This is a genomic window from Okeania sp. SIO1H4 (assembly GCF_010672695.1).
Lineage (GTDB): Bacteria > Cyanobacteriota > Cyanobacteriia > Cyanobacteriales > Microcoleaceae > Okeania > Okeania hirsuta.
The window spans coordinates 1-19,870 of sequence record NZ_JAAHGB010000099.1 but is presented as its reverse complement, the minus strand read 5'-3'; the positions used below and the strand labels follow the sequence as shown (position 1 = coordinate 19,870).

Annotated in this window: 20 protein-coding genes and 2 pseudogenes; 11 read left to right on the top strand and 11 right to left on the bottom strand. The window is 38.5% G+C overall.

Translation table 11 applies throughout. The features are described from left to right. Window positions 1-1,107 precede the first annotated feature (1,107 nt). Both trpE and F6K06_RS30900 read right to left on the bottom strand, forming a co-directional pair. Window positions 1,108-2,643, bottom strand: coding sequence for an anthranilate synthase component I (gene trpE, locus F6K06_RS30905; RefSeq protein ID WP_287244544.1), 1,536 nt, complete (start codon window positions 2,641-2,643; stop codon window positions 1,108-1,110). A 336-nt stretch (window positions 2,644-2,979) separates the two neighbouring features. Beyond that, window positions 2,980-3,408 (bottom strand): photosystem I reaction center subunit II PsaD, encoded by a 429-nt coding sequence (locus F6K06_RS30900; RefSeq protein ID WP_124143703.1) that lies wholly within the window; start codon window positions 3,406-3,408, stop codon window positions 2,980-2,982. Between the two features lie 650 nt (window positions 3,409-4,058). Between F6K06_RS30900 and F6K06_RS30895 the strand changes: the two genes are divergently transcribed. Further along, a complete protein-coding gene (locus tag F6K06_RS30895; RefSeq protein ID WP_124143704.1) occupies window positions 4,059-4,388 on the top strand; it encodes an STAS domain-containing protein in 330 nt (109 codons plus the stop codon). A 9-nt stretch (window positions 4,389-4,397) separates the two neighbouring features. On the opposite strand, the gene F6K06_RS30890 is transcribed toward F6K06_RS30895, so the two are convergent. The 4 genes from F6K06_RS30890 to gloB form a co-directional block, all read right to left on the bottom strand. Next, the gene (locus F6K06_RS30890; protein WP_124143705.1) at window positions 4,398-6,485 is read right to left on the bottom strand and encodes a DICT sensory domain-containing protein; all 2,088 of its coding nucleotides are present in this window, start codon (window positions 6,483-6,485) and stop codon (window positions 4,398-4,400) included. Between the two features lie 361 nt (window positions 6,486-6,846). Next, on the bottom strand, window positions 6,847-7,164 hold the full coding sequence (locus tag F6K06_RS30885; RefSeq protein WP_124143711.1) for a DUF2973 domain-containing protein: 318 nt from the start codon (window positions 7,162-7,164) through the stop codon (window positions 6,847-6,849). 263 nt (window positions 7,165-7,427) lie between these two features. Next, complete coding sequence (locus F6K06_RS30880) at window positions 7,428-7,745, bottom strand: DUF2605 domain-containing protein (protein WP_287244538.1); 318 nt, start codon at window positions 7,743-7,745, stop codon at window positions 7,428-7,430. Window positions 7,746-8,429: 684 nt separating this feature from the next. After that, the gene (gloB, locus tag F6K06_RS30875; RefSeq protein ID WP_124143707.1) at window positions 8,430-9,203 is read right to left on the bottom strand and encodes a hydroxyacylglutathione hydrolase; all 774 of its coding nucleotides are present in this window, start codon (window positions 9,201-9,203) and stop codon (window positions 8,430-8,432) included. A gap of 180 nt (window positions 9,204-9,383) precedes the next feature. On the opposite strand from gloB, the gene F6K06_RS30870 reads away from it, so the two are divergent. From F6K06_RS30870 to F6K06_RS30860, 3 genes and pseudogenes are all read left to right on the top strand, one after another. Beyond that, entirely contained in the window at window positions 9,384-9,605 is a 222-nt protein-coding gene (locus F6K06_RS30870; RefSeq protein WP_124143708.1) for a hypothetical protein, read from the top strand. Window positions 9,606-10,160: 555 nt separating this feature from the next. Further along, window positions 10,161-10,997, top strand: a pseudogene (locus F6K06_RS30865) (polyprenol monophosphomannose synthase); the annotation flags it as partial. Between the two features lie 251 nt (window positions 10,998-11,248). Next, on the top strand, window positions 11,249-11,392 hold the full coding sequence (locus tag F6K06_RS30860) for a hypothetical protein (protein WP_287244534.1): 144 nt from the start codon (window positions 11,249-11,251) through the stop codon (window positions 11,390-11,392). Window positions 11,393-11,826: 434 nt separating this feature from the next. Here F6K06_RS30860 and F6K06_RS30855 read toward each other — a convergent pair whose 3' ends face one another. Next, a complete protein-coding gene (locus F6K06_RS30855) occupies window positions 11,827-12,174 on the bottom strand; it encodes a hypothetical protein (protein WP_287244531.1) in 348 nt (115 codons plus the stop codon). A 502-nt stretch (window positions 12,175-12,676) separates the two neighbouring features. On the opposite strand from F6K06_RS30855, the gene F6K06_RS30850 reads away from it, so the two are divergent. Then, window positions 12,677-13,696, top strand: a complete 1,020-nt coding sequence (locus F6K06_RS30850) for a polysaccharide deacetylase family protein (protein WP_124143710.1) — start codon at window positions 12,677-12,679, stop codon at window positions 13,694-13,696. A 102-nt stretch (window positions 13,697-13,798) separates the two neighbouring features. Here F6K06_RS30850 and F6K06_RS30845 read toward each other — a convergent pair whose 3' ends face one another. Both F6K06_RS30845 and cmoB read right to left on the bottom strand, forming a co-directional pair. Further along, window positions 13,799-13,960 (bottom strand): hypothetical protein, encoded by a 162-nt coding sequence (locus tag F6K06_RS30845; protein WP_287244527.1) that lies wholly within the window; start codon window positions 13,958-13,960, stop codon window positions 13,799-13,801. After that, entirely contained in the window at window positions 13,941-14,921 is a 981-nt protein-coding gene (gene cmoB / locus F6K06_RS30840; RefSeq protein WP_124147570.1) for a tRNA 5-methoxyuridine(34)/uridine 5-oxyacetic acid(34) synthase CmoB, read from the bottom strand. Before cmoB ends, F6K06_RS30845 begins: the two co-directional genes overlap by 20 nt. Window positions 14,922-14,976: 55 nt before the next feature. Between cmoB and F6K06_RS30835 the strand changes: the two genes are divergently transcribed. The 6 genes from F6K06_RS30835 to F6K06_RS30810 all read left to right on the top strand — a co-directional run bounded on the left by F6K06_RS30835 (window position 14,977) and on the right by F6K06_RS30810 (window position 18,117). Further along, a complete protein-coding gene (locus F6K06_RS30835; protein WP_161564740.1) occupies window positions 14,977-15,249 on the top strand; it encodes a DUF1254 domain-containing protein in 273 nt (90 codons plus the stop codon). Further along, window positions 15,246-16,022 (top strand): DUF1214 domain-containing protein, encoded by a 777-nt coding sequence (locus F6K06_RS30830; protein ID WP_161564739.1) that lies wholly within the window; start codon window positions 15,246-15,248, stop codon window positions 16,020-16,022. Before F6K06_RS30835 ends, F6K06_RS30830 begins: the two co-directional genes overlap by 4 nt. A 154-nt stretch (window positions 16,023-16,176) precedes the next feature. Next, a complete protein-coding gene (locus tag F6K06_RS30825; protein ID WP_124147567.1) occupies window positions 16,177-16,512 on the top strand; it encodes a hypothetical protein in 336 nt (111 codons plus the stop codon). Window positions 16,513-16,652: 140 nt separating this feature from the next. Continuing rightward, on the top strand, window positions 16,653-17,048 hold the full coding sequence (locus tag F6K06_RS30820; protein ID WP_161564738.1) for a DUF1254 domain-containing protein: 396 nt from the start codon (window positions 16,653-16,655) through the stop codon (window positions 17,046-17,048). Between the two features lie 95 nt (window positions 17,049-17,143). After that, window positions 17,144-17,317 (top strand): hypothetical protein, encoded by a 174-nt coding sequence (locus F6K06_RS30815; protein ID WP_161564737.1) that lies wholly within the window; start codon window positions 17,144-17,146, stop codon window positions 17,315-17,317. Window positions 17,318-17,385: 68 nt separating this feature from the next. Continuing rightward, entirely contained in the window at window positions 17,386-18,117 is a 732-nt protein-coding gene (locus F6K06_RS30810) for a DUF1214 domain-containing protein (protein ID WP_124147565.1), read from the top strand. A 466-nt stretch (window positions 18,118-18,583) separates the two neighbouring features. Here F6K06_RS30810 and F6K06_RS30805 read toward each other — a convergent pair whose 3' ends face one another. Together F6K06_RS30805 and F6K06_RS30800 are read right to left on the bottom strand one after the other, a co-directional pair. After that, entirely contained in the window at window positions 18,584-19,144 is a 561-nt protein-coding gene (locus F6K06_RS30805) for a YHS domain-containing (seleno)protein (protein WP_124147564.1), read from the bottom strand. Between the two features lie 178 nt (window positions 19,145-19,322). Then, a pseudogene (locus F6K06_RS30800) lies at window positions 19,323-19,745 on the bottom strand (RNA-guided endonuclease InsQ/TnpB family protein); the annotation flags it as partial. Window positions 19,746-19,870: the final 125 nt, after the last annotated feature.

Sequence of the window (19,870 nt, the reverse complement as noted above, 5' to 3'; positions counted from 1 at the left end):
AGCGAATTTAAGCCTGTGGAGAAGATAAGTTGCAGACTGCGGTCGGTGGTCTTCTGTGAAACAGGAAGCTAGCTCCAAAACCTATGCAACCATGCATGGGTAAGTTTGGGTAAGTTTAGTAGAACGGAAGGTTGATATCACCTCAAATTTAATTATTAGACATCTCCTCCAAAAAAGGGAGTAGGCAGTAAGCAGTAGGGAGAAATAATTGATAATTTCTGTGTGATAATTGATTTGATTTTTGATTTTTACCGCATAATTAAGGTTTGCTGAATTAAAGTCTTTTTGCTGAGGTAGGAGACAGGAGACAGGAGACAGGAGACAGAATAAATGGGAATGAGCGAGGAGGTAGGAGTAATATCATGTTCGGTTGAATACTTATAAATAACTTAGCGAGGAGTCAGTAGTCAGGAGGACCGAGTCAGGAGGGAAGAAAGGAGAAAAATCAAGATAATTTCAGTATTTCAAGATAATTTCAGTATTTATTCGGTATTGTCAGTTCTGAAATTTTATTTATAACTGACCCGTCCGAACATGATATAAGAATTGTCAATTTGGGATTTTTCTACCATAGTCAGCCGAAAATACTAGCTTTTTGAGCTTTTTGCACCGAAAAGCTGGCACTTTTTTGAACCCCAAAAAGGCTTTAGCCTTTATTTATCAATACTTTGAGAATTAATCAGCAAGCCCTAATTAAGGTTTAAAGCCTCTCACTCGCCGTGGAGAAACAAGCGGTCGAGGGATGGCGATCTTCGGAGCGGGTCTGCAAGAACGGGTCTCCTCGCCATATCCATGAGACCAAGAGAGAAAAAATTTTCCTTTTATTCAATCCTCTTTCTTTTAGGGAGAGGTAATGATCAATTATTCATTATCAATTATTGAACAGATGTCTAGTAGGGGCGAATACCCATTTGCCCTTACAGGGTTTTGGCTATGACTATGTGATTCATCAGTCAGCAACAGCGCTGTAATTCCCCCACGCTTATTTGAAAAATTAGTGGTGCGTGTCAATGGGGGTTTGTAGACGCGGAGTGGCTTCTCTTGAGTATCCCTCATTATACACGCAACTAGAAGCTGATAGCTAACCGCTGACCGCTGATTGCTATTTCAACTCTTTTTCAAACACCGAATTGCCTCCAACAAACCTCTAGCTTTATTAATACTTTCCTCATACTCTGTTTCCGGCACAGAATCCGCAACCAAACCAGCTCCCGCTTGCACAGTTACCGTGTGTTTACCATCATTTTTCGGCCGAACAACCATAGTTCTAATCGTAATAGCACTATTCAACTGACCCTCAAAATCATAATATCCATAAACCCCAGAATAAGCACCCCGACGACAAGGTTCTAATTCATTAATAATTTCCATCGCCCGAATTTTTGGCGCACCGCTAACAGTACCCGCAGGAAAACAAGCCTTCAATAAATCCCAAACAGTTTTTTCATCTGCCAATTCTCCCACCACATTACTCACAATGTGCATCACATGAGAATAACGTTCAATTATCATTAACTCATCAACTTTTACCGTTCCCACTCGGCAAACACGCCCCAAATCATTCCGACCTAGATCGACTAACATAATATGTTCCGCTCTTTCTTTCGGGTCTTGCAACAACTCCTCAGCTAAAGCATTATCTTCTGCATAAGTTTTGCCACGGGGACGAGTTCCGGCAATTGGTCTCACCGTAGCAAGACGTTTGCCATCAGGGGTATTTTCTGCTTTTACCATAACTTCCGGACTCGAACCAATGATTTGCCAATCACCAAAATTAAAATAAGCCATGTACGGAGAAGGGTTTATTAGTCGCAGGGAACGATAAAGAGCAAATGGCTCCCCTGTATATTCCGTTGAAAGTTGTTGCGAAATAACTACCTGAAAAATATCTCCTGCTTTGATGTAGTCTTTAGCTTTTTCAACGTTGGCACAAAATTGTTCGCGGGGTGTATTACTACTATAGATATCTCCAACTTCTTGACTTTTTCCAGCAGGTGGTTGCCATTCTAGTAAAGTATCTTGTTGTGATAGAGGAGATTGCAATTTATCTACTAACTGAGAAACGCGATCGCACGCTTGTTGATAAGCTGCCTTTAAATCTACCTCTGGAGAGCGGAGGTCTGCATAGGCGATCGCCCAAATCTTCCGTTTTACCTGGTCAAAAACCAAAAGATTATCGACCTGCATCCACAAACCATCAGGCAAATCATTTTCAGTATATGGGTAAACAGGTACACGAGGTTCGATCCACCGAATCAACTCATAACCCCAAAAACCAAATAAGCCACCAATATCAGGTGGTAGTTGAGGTAGTTTGACAGGTTGATATTTTTGCAGACAGTTATCTAGAGTTTCAAAGGGGTCTCCCTCAAAAGTTTTAACTGTGCCATCGCGGTAAGTTTGGGTAGTATGTTCCCCTCTTACTTCCAATGTCCACAATGGGTCACAGCCAAGAAAACTATAGCGTCCGATTTTCTCCCCACCTTCAACTGATTCTAGTAAAAAATTGTATGGTTGACCCGCGCATACACGATACCAAGCAGAAACAGGAGTATCGAGGTCTGCTACCCATTCTTGGTAGACAGGAACAAAGTTACCTTGTTTTGCTAGTTGGGAAAATTTGGAGAAGTCTGGGAATATCATAAATTTTGAGGTTTTAGATTTGAGATTCAGCAGCGACTCTAATAAAATTAAAACCTCAGCTTCAGATGAGATATCTGGAAGCCAAGGTGATGATAGAAATTGACACTCTCGCCGTTAAATCACATGATTATAACGGAAAATTATTATTTTGCTGACGCAACGCTGCGCATTTAATGTCGCCGAGCTAAACACAGACTCTCAGCCTAGATATACAAATCAAACAAGTTGAGTTGCATCTCATATAAACAATCGACCCAAGCTTTTTTGCTCCGTCTTTACGCTGAGGAAGCCATTGACTAGCAAGCGGTGCGCTTTTATCTACTGATTAATCACAACCTATGAGTCGTATGGTTTCTTACCAGTAAACTTGAGAGCAGCAGGTTCTGGGTTACGACCAATGTTACGGTCGATCTTACCTGCATAAGGACGTCCTTCATTAACCTTTTCAGGGAAGACTCCATCTTTCGGATGTAGATACTCAGTAGAACCATCAGGGAAAACCCGATAGATTTTGAAGTCCTCAATTTTGGGCCTAAATTTAGTCCTTAGTTGAGTGCCGAGGGCCAAGCATTGCTCTTTGCGAGCTAAGTATAGTAGGTTTTCACCTTCATTCATAATAGCTGCACCACCTGTAGGCATCTCAAATACCTGCTCTTTTGAGCTAGTCCAGGTAATAGCGTACTTTTCTTCAACTTCGGCCTTGGTCAGTAAGCCACCAGTACTGCCACCGAAAATAGGGGGTTGACCTGTTAGTTCGTCTGCCATAGATTTTTTATATGAACCTTTTTATGGAATCCTATCACCACAGTTACCCAGGTTTAAGAAATTGTAAGGTTCTGTTACAAAAGGATATTTTAGGACTCTGGCCAGACTTGAGGCCATTAATTACTAATTGCCATCGACTAAAGATAGTATCATTCTTTTTTTTCGGTTATGGTTGAAGTTAAAAAAGAGGGTAATTGCAATAGTCCTCTTGAATTTTACTATGACTTGATTTTAGTCTAGATAAAGAATCGAATAATAAAACTATATTGTTAATTACTGTCAATAGAGTAATCCTAAATTATTTGTGAGAAATTAGCGACTTTCGACTCCTAGTTAACCTGTTCTCTAAAAGTCTACAATATCTTACAACTCAAATAAGATTGCTACATATAGCATTTTTTGAGTATTGTTACTTTTTGCTTTTTTCAGAATATTTTGACATAACCTAAAGAAAATTGCTATAGATATTTTTTCTCGAATAAAAAACGCAATTTTTTTTTTGTTTACTGGAAATACTATAGTAACTAACTTTTGGTTAAAGCCGATCATTACCCTTGATTATATTTATTACCTTTATTAGGCATTTTTAACACTATATATATAAGGAACAGCTATTTTTCACCTTCACTTATTGAATTATATCGGACTATATGGAAGCAATTTTATTTCGCCCTCAAGGCAACTTAGATTTAAAGAGAAGTCATCAACTCAAGCAAATAGTAGACAAACTAATCGACAAAACACGAAATTTATACTGGATAATAGATATGGGATTAGTAAACCAAATTAATAATTTGGGATTAACTACTTTAGTTATTATCCGAAAAATTTCTGAAAAAAGAGGATGTCTATTATATCTGTTCAATATCCAAGATGATATTCAATTGGTTTTTCAATTAACTGGATTGGACCAAGAATTTCATTTTTTAGAAGATGAATCATTTCTCTATTCATTAAAACCTAAACTACTACTTTGCTAGCTGCTAAGTTTATGAATTAGATTCCTTTCTTCTTGTTTGATTTTCCCTCTCCATTTTTTCACTATTACTAACAATTGGAATTGTAAAGTGAAACTGACTACCCCGATTTTTACCCGCTGACTCTGCCCAAATTTTTCCTCCCAAGCGAGTAATAATCTGCCGACAAATGGCTAAACCTAAACCTGTACCACCAACACTGCGCCGTAAAGCACCTTCCTCTTGATAAAAACGATCAAATACAGCTTCTAAGCGCTTAGGTTCAATCCCACGACCAGTATCAGAGACTGTCACTTCCAACATATTATCTCCATTAGAAGTAGCCCCAATCATTACTGTTCCTTCAGACTGAGTAAACTTACAAGCATTATCCAGGAGTTTTGACAATACCTCTACTAACCATTCTCCATCAGCTAAAACTAAAGGTAGTTCTGTCGATACCTGAGTAGTAATATTCGGTAAATCTCTTTGTAAATGATGGGCACGAATACTACTCAGAGCCAAATCAACACATTCTAATAGAGGCAGATATTCTACATTCCACTCAACCGTACCACTTTCTAAATGAGACAATGTTAAGAAATCTTGCACAAGATGACGCATTCTATCTGCATCTGCTAATGCAGTTTCCAACATAACTTGACGTAACTCTGCAGGCATATCTGGTTCTTGACTCAAACTTTCAAGGCAAACTTGAATAGTTGATAAAGGTGTCCGTAGCTCGTGGCCAGTAATTGCAATTAAATTACTACGAGTCCGGTCCAGAGCTTCTAATTGTTGATTTAATTCTTCTAAGTGGGCATAAGTTTCCGCCTGGATCAAAGTTATACCTAATTGAGTAGCGATCGCTTCTACTAAATCTATTTTGTCATCAGACCAGTGATGAGGACATGAACCACAGTGGTGTAACTCCACCATACCTAAAAGTCTTCCCTGATAAAGCAAAGGTACCATTAACCAGCTCTTAATTTCCCATTGAGATATTAATGTTTGGAGACAACTTTTGGCCTTTATTTTAGAGCCTTGTGGTGTTTCTGTCAAACAATAATTAGGCAGTAAGCTTGTATCTTCTATATAGACTTGCTCTTGAGTTTGAACAACCTTTTGAAATAAAGGATTATCTTGTAAAGGCCATTCTTGATTAACCACAGATGTAACTGACGAACTTAAATATTCATGTGTAATAGTTACTGTGACATCTAAAGCTCGACATTGATAAATTAAGCATCGGCAAGCTAAAAGTGCTTCTCCCAATTCTTGCACTGCTACTTTGATAATCTCATCAGAGTCTAGCGATCGCCTCATGGCATTAGAAATAATATTAATCAGGCGCTGTTTTTGTTCCTGAACAGCGATCGAGCGATATGTTTTAAGTAACTTATATTGACTTGCTTGCAAATAAGTCACCAAACGTTGGGCAAAAGGATCGTTAAATTGAGGATTTTGAGTAACTACTTCTGAAGCTTTTTTTAGGTAACGACGATTAGAGCTAGATTTTCTTTTTGCAGATTTTCTTCCCATCTCTACATCAAGATTGATGCTATAAACTTCTCGTGCTGCTTGTACTTTTTCTTCTAACTGTGGCCTATATCTGAGTATTCTATTCAGTAATAATTCAGCAGCTTGGACACATACTTGACGGTCAAAAGTCCAGATACCTTCAAATCGACGTGCCTGATCCATGGCAATCAACTCAGATGTTTCATCACTTTTACCAGAATTAAAACGCTCATTACAAATCAAACAACTTGAATACTGTTGACCAAGTACCAGTAAATTCCATTCCTTACTTAAAGTCTCTTTAGTATTAAAAGCTATTGTTTCGTAATACTCAGAAGAATTTTTAAATGCTGTTTCTGGTGCTGCTAGTACATATACTTGGGATGTTAGGTTAGCAATTCGTCTATAACGATGAGCTTCCTGACGATAAAAACGCTCTTGCTGAAAAGTTGCAATTACCAGAGGTTGATCGGAGCTTGCTAAAACCTGGTCTTCCATTGCATGAGATAGAGCAGTCAGGGATGACTTAAAGTAAATTTGTGGTCTCAACTGCGGAATCTCTTGCACCAGTTCTGCCAATACGGACTTAGGGATGGTCATCTGGCGGTTAATCTTTACCCTACTGCACTACTAATATTAAATATACATTGTTAGTGTGAACACTGCAGAGGCTTTTATTCTTTAGTTTTGTCTGATCCCTGATTTATAGCCGGGTATTTAGTATAAGTATAAATTATTTTATCTCAAATATTTGGCATTTTAAAGTTATAAAAATAACTTGCTATTATCAGTTTTTTTGAAACAAAGCAATAGCAAGTTTTTAAGTTTTTATCAATTTTCTGCTACAGCAATTATGAATTTGATTGTACAGAAAATACCTGATAATTAGAGAATTAAGGACTTTAGACTTTTTATGTATATCTTGTAATTTTTACAAATCTTGCATTATTTGTTGTCGTCTTTATTTATCCTTCTCGTCTCTAGTTTCACTACTAGATCCAAGCTCAGAATTATAAATAGCATCCAACTGTTGACGAGCTTCTTGTACATTAACGGAACGCATCACCAACAAAGGTTCATCAATAAAATTCCCAGATTCATCTAATAGTTCCGGATGTGGAATTCTACGAGACTTAGAATAAGAATCACCAGAAGACCATTCTCGGTTTGAGGGTAAAGATTGAGACTCAAGGCCCACAGTTAATAGACTACGGATTAAATTACGAACAGCCAAAACGGCAACAGTAGTAAAGGCTAGGATATAAAGCAGATGTAACATGGTTTTCTCCAGGGCCATATAGGCACTCAGCAAATTTTAAAAAAGTTTAAACAGTTTTTCTTATTTTATATCTACTTAACTCTGGATGAGTTTTATCCCCATAAATTATCTGGGTCAGTCATCATCAATTTCCAGAGAAGATAGTGCTTTTAGCGTAAATTAATAGTTATCAATTCCAAAACTGTTATAGTTAGTTAACTTTTAACTAAATTTTATTTTTTGATTTATGAATTGATACTTAAATTTGAGCTTAATGAGCAATTCTATCTAGATTGTTCTTTGCGAAATCGCATTGAAACTTGCCAGCATTCCGTTAGTAAGTGATGCCAGGGCATAAGCACTGTAGTTTCTACCCCAACTTGACCTTCAGTTGCATGAAAAAGAGTTTGTGCTGTACTCACTTCCTGTTGAGCTTGCTTAACTCTGTTAAGTAGGTCGAATTGTTCAGTGCTACTCAGAAAAGGAATTTTTTCTCTCTCCAATAACTGACGGGAACGCTCAAAGCAATACTGAAAATCCTCTAACAAGGGTTTCAGCACTGCTTTAAGTAAATCTGGTTCGGGCAGTCTTGGATTTAGCATTTTTCTAAATTAATTTCTTATTCTAGATTTTATCTTAACACTCTTTACATTTTTTAACATTTTACTTAATAAATTTTTTCTAAGGGAGCTTGAGATTTGAAAACTAAAGGAGTAAGCATTTTAGAGCCAAAGCCAGTCACCTTTGATACTTATTTTATACCAAAAATATGATTAATTTATACAGATTAAAAGTACAAAAAATGCTAAGGCTGACAAAAATTATTAGACATCTCCAGAAAAGAGGGAACAGAAAAGAGGGAACAGGGAACAGGGAGAAATAATTGATTTGATTTTTGATTTTTGGAGATGTCTATAAGTAATAACAAGTGCGAAAAAAGAATATTACAAATAATTTGAGTGAATCAAGAGATATTTACCGCTCAACTAAACTTACTCAAACTTACTCAAAAGCCTGAAAGCTTAGTTGAACGCAAGTGGATCGACCACTACAGGGTTAAACGGCAAACCCCAAGAAATACTTAAAGACTATTCCTCCTGACTCTTGGCGAAACTGGAAGTATAGCAATGTGCGCTGGGATATTTACAAATTGCAGGAAGTGTCCAATAGCTATAAAGTCTTATATGATTCCTACGGAATGCTTGCGCAAACAGCTTTTTATTCCCCCTTCCGGAGCTGTTGCCTATTGCCTGTTGCCTGCGCGCAGCGCTATATTTGTAGCATTTTTAAAATTGGTCTTTCTTTCCTCGTAAACGGGCAAAAGTTTGTACTGGATCTTGGCTTTTAACCGCTAACTGTAGATTAGGTTGATCCCAACGCAGAAAAGGATTTGTGCATTTTTCTACACCAATCATTGATGGCACAGTAGCCTCATTCCGACTGCGTGCTGCCTTAACTTCAGCTAAACGAGCTTGTAGGTCCAAATTTTGCTCATCGACTGTTATAGCAAACTGCAAATTCTTCAAAGTGTACTCATGGGCACACCATATTCGTGTCCTGTCAGGCAAATTACGCAATTTGCTCAAAGACTGTACCATCTGGGCTGGTGTTCCTTCAAATAAGCGGCCACAACCACCAGCAAATAAAGTATCACCACAAAATAATTCCCCCGGTTCTCCAGCAACTAGAGGAGGAAAGTAATAAGCAATATGGCCACTTGTATGACCAGGTACAAATAAAATCTCTCCTTCTCGGTCAGAAAATTGGACTCGATCGCCTTCCTGTAAAAATACCTTTTGTCCAGGAATTCTACCTCGGTCTTCAACTCCGGCATACACTGTGAGTTGAGGAAACTTCTGAATTAACTTTTGATTAGCTCCTACATGGTCTGAATGGTGGTGAGTGTTGAAAATAGCTACCAACTGAGCACCCAATGATTCTAGTTTTTCGGTCACTGGCCTAACTTCTGCTGGATCGACTACAGCCGCAATCTTTTGATTTGGGTCATGTAGTAAAAAGATATAGTTGTCTGAAAGTGCTGGCAGTCGATAAATCTTCATAGAAACTAAATTAATGTTTTATATACAAAATTTTCACTTAGGGATATTATTGCCCTCTTAACTATTAAAATAACTTAGGAATGAGAACAAAGGTAATATTTATTTCTGAGACTACTTTGATCGGGTATATTACTGAACATATAATCAATATCAAAAGTTATATAGAGGATATCAAAGATTATGTTATGGAGTGAGCAAAATAAACCAAATGTGACAATTAATCAAATGGTGAACCGAGTTATTACATCAGGCAAACTTAGTCGCCGGGAACACCTACAACTTACTTCGGCAATATTATGTGGTAAAAACATAACAGATGAAGAACAACATCAAATTAATCAGATATTTGACTTTCTTCAAATTCGTAAAATTAAGTTAGTTGATGATAATTATTATTCATAGATATTTAAGAGTAAAAAATATTAGTAAATACTTGATAGCGTTTATTTCTTGGATTAAGTACAAAATTTAAAATTATAGGGAATAGACAACATGAAAAAGAAAATATAATGTATCAAAAAATGTAGCTATACTTAGGACATAAAATTATTCATATTCTTTGGTTTTTCCTGCGGAGTGCTACGCAAACAACTATTTCATAAGTCTTAGCAATAATTGTGAATGAGATATTTTACCTGCATTCAAATATTATATTTTTTTGAAATTAAAAATAGTCTCAATATTGCATTAATAGCTAAAGAAAGATATACACTGGCAAATTAAATTAATAAAGTACAGTAAGTAATAATTGGCAACTTGATATACAGCATATTTCATATCAGTGAGGTACATCTGTGGTGGGTAAGATGCCCTACCATGGTGGGCAAGATGCCCGCATTGGATCTTTAAAATTTGCACCTCATATACTACTGAATCTGCTGTAAATATAAACCTGACTATATTCTGATTTCTGTTAAACCCACAATTAACTAATACCTCAGATAGAGAAAATTGATAATGAGTGCAACTAAACCAAATTCATTACTAACAGTACCAACAGGTTTATTACAAGTTCCTGCTGTAGTAAAAAATACGATAAAACCAGATAGTCCAGAAATCAAACTTTCTCTGGTTATTCCCACATTTCAAGAAAGTCAAAATATCCCAAAGATTGTTCAAAGACTAACTCAGTTACTAGATACTCAAATTCCCGATGCTTATGAATTAATTGTGGTAGATGACAATAGTCCCGACTTAACTTGGGAGACGGCTCAGAATATGACACCAGAATATCCTCAACTCCAGGTAATGCGTAGGGAAAAAGAAAGAGGACTTTCCACTGCAGTCATTCGTGGTTGGCAAGTAGCAAAAGGAGAAATATTGGGAGTAATAGATGCAGACTTACAACATCCTCCAGAAACTCTCTTAAAACTATTGATAAAAATGGAGCAAGGTGCTGACTTAGCAGTGGCTAGTCGTCACTTTGAGGAAGGAGGTGTCAGTGAGTGGAATATTATTAGAAGATTATTGTCTCGTGGCGCTCAAGTTTTGGGATTAATTATTTTACCTGGAGTCGTAGGGAGAGTCTCAGATCCCATGAGTGGCTATTTTATGGTCCGCCGAAAGGCGATCGCAGAAAAAATTCTTAGGCCAGTAGGGTACAAAATTTTGATTGAAGTTTTAGGTCGAGGCAGTATTTGTTGGGTGGGAGAAGTGGGGTATGTATTTAATGAACGTCTAGAAGGGGAAAGTAAAGTTACCTGGAAACAATATATAGAATATTTACACCACCTACTAAATTTAAGGTTGGCTAGATGGCCTAGTCGATTTATCTGTTTCGGTACAGTTGGTTTTATTGTTTTTAATATATTCTCGCTGTGAACCATATTAGTCTAAGACCAAATATCACGCATTTTTGTTACATTTTCTTGAAAGCAGAGAGTAGGGAGTAGGTAAATAACGAATCAGATATATTTACTTCATACAAATAATTGCTAAAAACATTACTGAAGGTGACTTATTACTTAATAACTGAAGTATTCAATAAACATGGGGTGATTTTTAGGAATTGTGATCAGACTACTTCAAAAATTAATAATTAGGGTTTGCTGAAAAGTATTTTAGTAGGGGTAGGAGACAGGAGACAGGAGACAGGAGACAGGAGAAATGGGAACTTAGAGGAAGTAGGAGCTAAGTTTTGTCCCTTGATTTTTCTGTCCAACTATGCGCCTAAAATACTAACTTTTTGAGCGTTTTAGACTGAAACAGGCGCACTTTTTTCGTTCCCAAAAAGGCTAAAGTCTTTATATGTCAATGCTTTTATATTTAATCAGCAAGCCCTAATTAATTATTAACAATGACCTTTACTTGAAAAGAATGAGGATTGATGAAAAGGAAAAATTTTTCTTGTTTGGTGCTTGTAGGGCGACAGTCCGTGGCGCAGTCAATCAGATACTTTAAACCTTAATTATTAGGTAACATATATATATATAAGTTAGAACTTACGCATTGCATTTTTTAGTTATGAACATTGTATTTAGTATAGCACTATAGTTTCAACTAAATTTATGTAATGTTTTTGCGTAAGTTCTATAAGTAAAAGAAATTTATAAATTATTCATACTCCTTGTTGCCTCCCTTGATTACTAACAGACTTTAAAACAGATATAGTATAAGTAGTTTTTCATCCCTGAAAGACAGGGCATTCAAATTCCCAATTACTCTTGGGCAATGATTTTTGGTAGTCCCACCATACCACATCAGACTTTTCTTCTAAGTCTTTAATTTGATCAATAGATACCAACATTGAATCACTCAAACGCACTACCATCTCTCCATTCAAAAGCGCCTGTCGCCATTGTTTTCCTGTCTTCCAAGCATAATATTTGACTCCACTCCAACGAGGGTTAACTGGGTATCCGGCAAACCCAGAACGCAATGCAGGAATATAAGCGCTTCTGAGTTGAGTATGAACCAATATTCCTTCCTCTAGTTTAACTACTTTCAGATTTTGATGATCTTGCTTAAACACGGGACTCACCTCCTGCTTGAGAATATGCTTAATTTTTCTTAACTTATCAGACTACAGCCATTATATCACTGAGAATTTCAGATTTTTGATATTGAGGAAAATCTATCTATACAACTATACAAGTAATAATAATTTCCCACTTTCTCAGCCTTCACATTTTTTGATTGAATAGTATTACACAAATTTAACTCTTATAGATGTAAATTTCATTCACCTTGATACTAATTCAGGAAAATAATGCCTCAATTTATCAGGGGGGATTGTTTATCTTTTTCTTTTAAGTTGAATAAACCGCCGTATAGACGGTGTTTACAATTGGTTGGGGTTTGAGTCCCCATCCACTTTTTCCTTTTTCCTTTTTCCTTCTTCAAGAAGTTAAGTGGCGATCGTCCACTCCTACGAAACAAAATAAATTTTTTATATTAGTCAGGAAAAAATAGTGATAGTATCATCAATAACTAGCAATAATTCACAGATTTGCGATTGAATATTAGGGAAAGATATGATTAATCAAAAATGGATTCAAGATCAGATTAAGCTACTAAGTAGGAATGTAACTCAATCTTTATTTTCCACTGTAGAGAAGTTAAATTTAACTATTATACATTTGTACAAAAATTGCTTTTTAATTAATTTTTTACCAAAGTGGATAAGTAAACTTGTATACCTTTCACTAATATTTATCGTCAGTTTAGGTTTGACTGCTGCAGCTATTAAATCTCCGACTGTCAAAATTCCGATTTTTGGTTTCCATGACATTATTGATTTACAGAATAAAGCTGATTTACCACCATATCGCCCTCTTTATGGTATGGATTATACTAAGCAAGATTTAGAAAAGTTTGTAGAGTATTTAGTACAGAAAAATTACTGGTTTTTATCCTCTCAAGATTTATTCGTATATTTTATTAATAAATCTCAACCTATACCAAGTAAACATATAGGTCAAAAACCTGTAATGCTTACTTTTGATGATGGCTATGAAGGAGTGCATAAAAATGGAATGCCCATCTTAGAAAGGATGGAAGAAAAATATGGTGAAAAAGTAAGATTTGTTCTGTTTATTAATCCTAAAACTCTGGGAGTTAATAATGGAAAAGATTTACCACATCTTAGTTGTCAAAATTTAATAGAAGGATATCAGAAAGATTTTTATGATATTCAATCTCATGGATTTACTCATAAAAATTTAACAAAAATTAGCTCCAAGGAATTAGAAGTAGAACTATATTTTGCGAAGTTAGCTTTGAGAAAATGTACTAATGATTTAGATAGGAATAAAATTGTCGCTGCTCATATTGCTTATCCCTATGGTGCCATCAATACAAAGGTGGAAAAAAAGTTACCTAAATATCATCTAACTGGATTTATTTATGATGATAATTTTTTGAAAGTAAATTATCTGAAAAATAAGTTCCGCATTTCTCGAATTACAGTTGGTAGTCGCACATCTCCTTATAAGTTAATCCGGTTAGCAACTCGAGCTTCAACACTCAAAAAAATTCGTAAGTTGAAAAAATAAAAATCAAGCTATTCTAGCACAAGGAAGAAGGAAAAAGGAAGAGGCAGGAAGGCTTAATATCAAGTCTCATTAAGGTGTTTGCTAATAGCAGCCCAGTTAATGTTAATTATTCTTATGTTTACTTCTCTGTACAAGCACCTGGGGAGTATGCGCAAGCAAACGGCCTTTTGCCCCATCTCCCCATCTCCCCATCTCCCCATCTCCCCATCTCCCCATCTCCCCATCTCCCCATCTCCCCCGCTCATTATTTACGAGCGATTGCATAATAGCGCCAAGGTGCAGGATAACCTTCAATTGTCAACGAAGGGTCTTGAGGATTGAGAAATTCTGACAAACTATCAATATTTGCCCAAGAAGTGCGCCGTTGTTCTGCTACTGACAAAGGTTCGGCAAAAAAACAATTAATATCACTAAACCCCGCTCGCCCTATCCAACTCTCTAAACAGGACTGAGTGGGGAGAAACCAAATACCTCGTGCTTGAGCATAACGTTTCCGAGGTGTTAGAGCTACTGGTAAATCTCCTGGAATGCCTTGACAGTCAATAATAATTTCCCCCTTGGGCGCTAAAGCTTCTCGCATTTTGCGTAGTAAAGCAATAGGGTCAGTGTGATGATAGAGAATACCCAAGCAGAAAATGGTGTCAAAAAATTGAGGGTAATAGTGAATGTGTTCAACTCCCAACAGTTCAAATATCAGCATTTTTTGTTGCACAATATTTTGAATAAGTTGAAAATTCCAAAAATGTTTTGCGTAGGGTTCAAAACCAATAACTAACTCGGGTTGTTGAGCTGCCATGCGGAACATAAAATAACCATTGTGGCAGCCAATATCGGCGACTCTACGATTTTTCAGAGAACTAATATGTGGCAAAATGCGTTCCCATTTCCAATCAGAACGCCATTCAGCATCAATGTTTATACCAAATAGTTCAAACGGACCTTTTTTCCAAGGACAAAATGTTTGCAAACTGTTCCGGAACAGTTGTTGTTGCTCTGGGGAGAGTTCCTCAGCACGACCGACTTTTATTGCTGCGCAGGAAAAGTCGAAAAAATGACTTTTGATATCTGTAACTGTTTGTACTGCTTCGTAATACTTTTGAGTAGAGGTTTCAAATAATTTTTTGTGTTTTTCTTGACGGGTTTTTAATATTGCTTCTGTATTGATCGGGATGTCATATTTATATAAATAATCTGAGGGAATATGGCCGATACTATTATTAAACATGAGACTAAATTTAGAGTTGGTGATGGATCTACGAGCAGAGCCTTTAGTTATAACGATGCCTGATATCGAAGATGAGCGTTATTATACTGCCCAATTGGTTGACCTTTACACCTTCAACTTTGATTACCTTGGCACTCGGGTTGAGGGTAATGGTGGAGGAAACTACCTCATCTCAGGTCCAGACTGGAGCGCAGAGCAACCCGAAGGAATTAAGCGAGTAATTCCGTCAGAAACAAATTTAGCTTACTCACTATTACGTACCCAGCTTTTTAATCCTGACGATATTGATAACGTGCAATTCAGGAAAAATATAAGGCTCAACCCTTGAGTGAGTTTCTGGGTACTCAGCCACCAGAAGCTCCCCCAGAAATTGACTATCCTCCAATCTCTTCTGAAACTTTGAATGAGCATTTCTTCGAGTATGTCAACTTCTTGCTTCAATTTGCTCCTACCCATCCCACTGAAGAAAGATTGCGCAAAAAATTTAAGAAAATTGGAGTGGAACCTGGAGCAGTATTTCCCCCAGAAGGTGTTTCTCAAGAGTGGCTAGATGCGATCGCATCCGGTCAACAGGCAGGAATAGACACTATTGATGAAACTGCCCAGGAAACTACATCATCCGCTGGCGTATTTGGAACGCGAGAAGAACTCAATAATGATTATCTCAAACGTGCAGTTGGATCCCTACTGGGTATCTACGGGAACTCAATAGCTGAGGCATTTTACCCAGGTTACATAGTAGATGAAAATGGAGAATTGCTTAATAGCGGGAACTATAATTATCTGTTACAGATTCCCCCAGAAGGCATACCTGCCCAAGCATTCTGGTCGGTGACCATATATGATGGAGTAACTCGTTATTTAATTCACAACCCGCTCGATCGTTACTTGATTAATTCACCGATGCTAGAAGAACTAGAAGAGAATGCAGACGGAAGCATCACCCTATATCTACAATACGAATCTCCTGGGACAGAAAAAGAATCAAACTGGCTTCCGGCACCGGATGGACCTATGTATGTTATCATGCGCATTTACATACCAGAAGAATATGTAATCAACGGTAGTTGGGAAGCTCCACCTATGGTCATTGCTGAGTAAAAATGTGTAGGAGATATTTGACAGGAATATTCGGATTAGTTCGGATTGCTCCCTAGTAAACATTTTTGCTGCTGTCCATCCTAAAGCTAGCTTTATCGCCCTTTGGGATGTGGCCTGAGATTGTGTTGTTAACCCATTTGATGAGGTTTTACCCATGTTCTTTAACCGTATTTTGAAGCCAATAACGCTCTTGCACTTTCTTTTTCAGAAAAATCCACTTGTAAAGAAGGCTAAAGAGCTAATCCTTTCTCTGTTGATTGCCATCCTTTGCTTGGCGATCGTTGCGCCCTCTGTCGCCCTGGCGGATGCCAGCGTTATCGGCCCAAACCCATTTATTGGTGATTTTGAAACCCATATTGGAACGCTTGAGTTCGAGTCAAATGGTTATCCAACTTCGGAAACCGTTGACAAGCTCTACGATGGGCGTTGCACAGTGACGAATGATTTGATATTTTTGATTGAATTGGATTGTGGATTAATCAATTGCTAGAATGATTAATTAATGGTTATTTTTAGTCAAAATCTAAACCAATTTTTGGCAATATCATTCCATAATGTGCAACCCCCTACGATGAGATGGATTTCCAGCGAGCTACCCAACTGTATTTATGGTCCGTACCTATGGTGAGTATGGCTGAATGGCAAGCTGCTCATGAAGAGACTTTTGGGATAGAAACGGGTGAAATTGTAGTTTACCAAACTTTCCCAGAAAAGTTAGGTATCCTCACCGCCAATGCTACGACACCCTACATCATTGGCTTCTTTGACCTGGCCAAAACTGGTCCTGTAGTTGTCGAAATGCCTGCTGGAGAAGCAGCCGGTTTTGCTGATGATATTTGGCAGCGTCCTATCGTTGACATGGGTCAAACCGGACCTGATGAGGGCTTGGGCGGTACCTACTGTATTTATGGTCCTGGTCAAAAGGGCTTAATCCTAAAGAATACTAAAAAGTGCGAATACCGCGTCCCATCGACCACCTTTAACGTATTTTGGGGTTTTCGCTCTCTCAACTCGGATAAAACCTAAAAAGCGTCGGGAGGAAGTTAGCCAGACCGTTTTAACGGCTGGTTGAATAACGACACGCGGGTAATAAAGCGAAGTAAAAATCTGCTATACTAGAAATGGCAAGTAAGAACAAGGTTTGTCGCCATGACAAGACCGCACTTTGCGGTGAAACTCCGGTGGACAGGAGACGGGGAATTAACTTCCTACGACGGCTGTTAGCTCCGCATTCCGCAGGAAAAGCAAGTAGGCAGCTAAAGCAGCGAGAAGATTGCTCCAACCAGTGCGAGTAAAACCACTCGTGAAAGCTAACAAAAAAAAGTAAACTGAAGAGCTACTTAATGCCCTGCGAATTTATCCCTTGGCACAACCAAGCGACAGTCCCGTTCCTATCAAGGATATTACCGATATTCAGTGGTCTCAGGTTCCCCGTCGTGGCCTTGCCTACTGGGAGCGCCTCGCAAACATCATCAGCCGCGAGCCCGTTCAAGAGCGCGATCGCCTGTTTATGGCTATGCTCAAACCCTTGGGCATTGAGAAAGTCGGTCTTGACGGCACTGTGACTTTTGCCCCTGACGAACGCCAGAAAGCAATCCTAGAGCAGGGTGCTTTGGTAGGAGAAGCCATGGCTCGGGTTAACGACTTCCAAAAGCGCAGCGAAGCGGCACATTATGCTGATGGTGTGCATTGGGAATTTGCTCTGATCCTTGACCCAAGTCAGGGTACCGAATACTACGATCAGCTTGATGAGCGGGCAGCCTGGTTTTACGAAGCTGTAACCGCCTCCTCCGGTATGGTAATTGATGAACCAGGTCAAGGGGGACAAGTTTACCTCGGTACTTATAAAGACAGCGATGGTAACTGGCTTGACGGTTCTAACACTTATAAAATGACCGTTCCTGCCAATCCTCCCATGGAGCAGTTTTGGTCAGTTACGGTGTATGACAACAATGCCCGCGTTTTCGTCGATACGGACACTGAAAAACCCGAGCGTTCCTCCAAAACAGATGACCTATATGAGAATGCTGACGGCACAGTTGATATCTACGTCGGTCCTCAAGAACCTACCGATCCTGACAAAGCCTCCAACTGAATTAAGAGCAACCCAGGAGAAGGCTGGTTTGCCTACTTCCGACTTTATGGCCCTACAGAAGACCACTTTAATGGAAACTGGGTTCTTAATGACTTTGTAAAGGTGACGGAAAGCTCAAGAATTTCAAAGTATCAAAAATGCCAAAGACGTAAGGCTATTGCAAGTCCTCAATGACTTTGTAAAAGTTGACGGAAGACTCTAAATTCCTCAGTTGACTGAAATTCTCTCTGGGAAAAGCTTTTAGGTCAAAAGTGCAAAATTAATATAACTTGAGTTAGACGACTTTGAAACGCTGGAAGCTTTAACTGACAAAGATTATGTTGTCAAGCTTCCAGCTTTTTTGGCAATAGGGGAATTACTTCCGCACTTTATAAACCCCGTAGGAAACCTCGCCAATTAGCACTCGCTTTTAAAGGCATGACTTTTAACTTCTAACTTCCGGGTAGCGACACTAGAGTTTCACCCCTCACCCCCGAAAGTTGGCGGCGGCAGCAGGCCAGTTTTTATTGGCACGGGCAATATTGCCTGGAATATCACGTTCCCAGCGATCGCGAATCCTTAAACTGAAATTGAGATATAGCTTCCCTTCGACAATGCTCCAGGCTTCTGGAACAATAGGAGCTGTGTATCCATTGGCAACGGCAAAAGCACAGAAACCACCATACTGCGGAGCATATTGCTCTGGGGAAGCTGCAAACAAATCACGATTTTTGGCACTGGAAAACCACCAGTTGACTCCCATCCAGTTGTGAGTAAATTGTTTATTTCCTTGGACAGGTTTACCTACTTGAAAATACGCAACTGGGTCAGTACCTCGAATGGCAACTCCGTTTTCCGCAAAAATCGGCTCTGTGGCATTGGCTATTTGAGATTCATCAGCCTTGTTGGAGGATACGGCAATAGCAGGTGATACGGGATCGGTGGATAGTTCCACTGATGGCTGAGGGGAATTTTTCGTTTGTAGGGAAGCACACCCTATGACCAACCCGAAACTAACTAAAGACAGGACAAAATATCGACGTTTCATATTAACTTTTTCTCAAAAGGATTTTGGGATTGCAGGCTCGACATCTTTAACTTAAGCTAGTCAACTGAGCAGGCTGTGAGAAATTCCTGAAACTGCTCTATAAAACTGATACAAAGCGTCACATAGTGTGACAACTTGAGGTTTACTTCCTGCTTCTACTGAGGCCGTCGGCGGTTGCTCATCCACAGGCATTCACGGTCGAGCCGACCGCATCTCTCAAATTTATACTTGCGTTTAAATCTCGATCTATTGACAAGCCACAGTCAGGGCAATCATAAATTCTCAGGCTTAACGGCATATCTTGAACATGACCACACCTACTGCAAGTTTTTGATGATGGAAAAAACCTATCAACTGCTACTAATTTAGAACCGTGCCATCGTGTTTTATATTCGAGCTGTCTCCGAAACTCATAAAAGCCTTGGTCGGCTATAGATTTAGCTAGCTTATGGTTAGCTAACATACCGCTAACATTCAAATCTTCTATGGCAACAACGCTGTGGTTTTTAGCTAAATATGTTGTCAATTTATGAAGTGCATCTTTGCGGATGCTAGCCACTCGTCTATGCAGCCTAGCTATCTTAAGTTGTGCTTTTCTCCAATAGACTTGTCGCGAAATAAAACCTTAAAGTGAAATGGGAAAATTCTGGTTTTCACTGATTAAATTATCCTGCCATTAAGTAGAAATTCCAGAGTCCAGCCACAGTGAACATGAAGCGATCGTCG

Bases quoted from the DNA above. Each gene is read 5' to 3' on its own strand.
- trpE (WP_287244544.1), bottom strand. From the start codon at position 2,643: ATGATATTCCCAGACTTCTCCAAATTTTCCCAACTAGCAAAACAAGGT.
- F6K06_RS30900 (WP_124143703.1), bottom strand. From the start codon at position 3,408: ATGGCAGACGAACTAACAGGTCAACCCCCTATTTTCGGTGGCAGTACT.
- F6K06_RS30895 (WP_124143704.1), top strand. From the start codon at position 4,059: ATGGAAGCAATTTTATTTCGCCCTCAAGGCAACTTAGATTTAAAGAGA.
- F6K06_RS30890 (WP_124143705.1), bottom strand. From the start codon at position 6,485: ATGACCATCCCTAAGTCCGTATTGGCAGAACTGGTGCAAGAGATTCCG.
- F6K06_RS30885 (WP_124143711.1), bottom strand. From the start codon at position 7,164: ATGTTACATCTGCTTTATATCCTAGCCTTTACTACTGTTGCCGTTTTG.
- F6K06_RS30880 (WP_287244538.1), bottom strand. From the start codon at position 7,745: ATGCTAAATCCAAGACTGCCCGAACCAGATTTACTTAAAGCAGTGCTG.
- gloB (WP_124143707.1), bottom strand. From the start codon at position 9,203: ATGAAGATTTATCGACTGCCAGCACTTTCAGACAACTATATCTTTTTA.
- F6K06_RS30870 (WP_124143708.1), top strand. From the start codon at position 9,384: ATGTTATGGAGTGAGCAAAATAAACCAAATGTGACAATTAATCAAATG.
- F6K06_RS30850 (WP_124143710.1), top strand. From the start codon at position 12,677: ATGATTAATCAAAAATGGATTCAAGATCAGATTAAGCTACTAAGTAGG.
- F6K06_RS30845 (WP_287244527.1), bottom strand. From the start codon at position 13,960: ATGCAATCGCTCGTAAATAATGAGCGGGGGAGATGGGGAGATGGGGAG.
- cmoB (WP_124147570.1), bottom strand. From the start codon at position 14,921: ATGTTTAATAATAGTATCGGCCATATTCCCTCAGATTATTTATATAAA.
- F6K06_RS30835 (WP_161564740.1), top strand. From the start codon at position 14,977: ATGCCTGATATCGAAGATGAGCGTTATTATACTGCCCAATTGGTTGAC.
- F6K06_RS30825 (WP_124147567.1), top strand. From the start codon at position 16,177: ATGTTCTTTAACCGTATTTTGAAGCCAATAACGCTCTTGCACTTTCTT.
- F6K06_RS30820 (WP_161564738.1), top strand. From the start codon at position 16,653: ATGGCTGAATGGCAAGCTGCTCATGAAGAGACTTTTGGGATAGAAACG.
- F6K06_RS30815 (WP_161564737.1), top strand. From the start codon at position 17,144: ATGGCAAGTAAGAACAAGGTTTGTCGCCATGACAAGACCGCACTTTGC.
- F6K06_RS30805 (WP_124147564.1), bottom strand. From the start codon at position 19,144: ATGAAACGTCGATATTTTGTCCTGTCTTTAGTTAGTTTCGGGTTGGTC.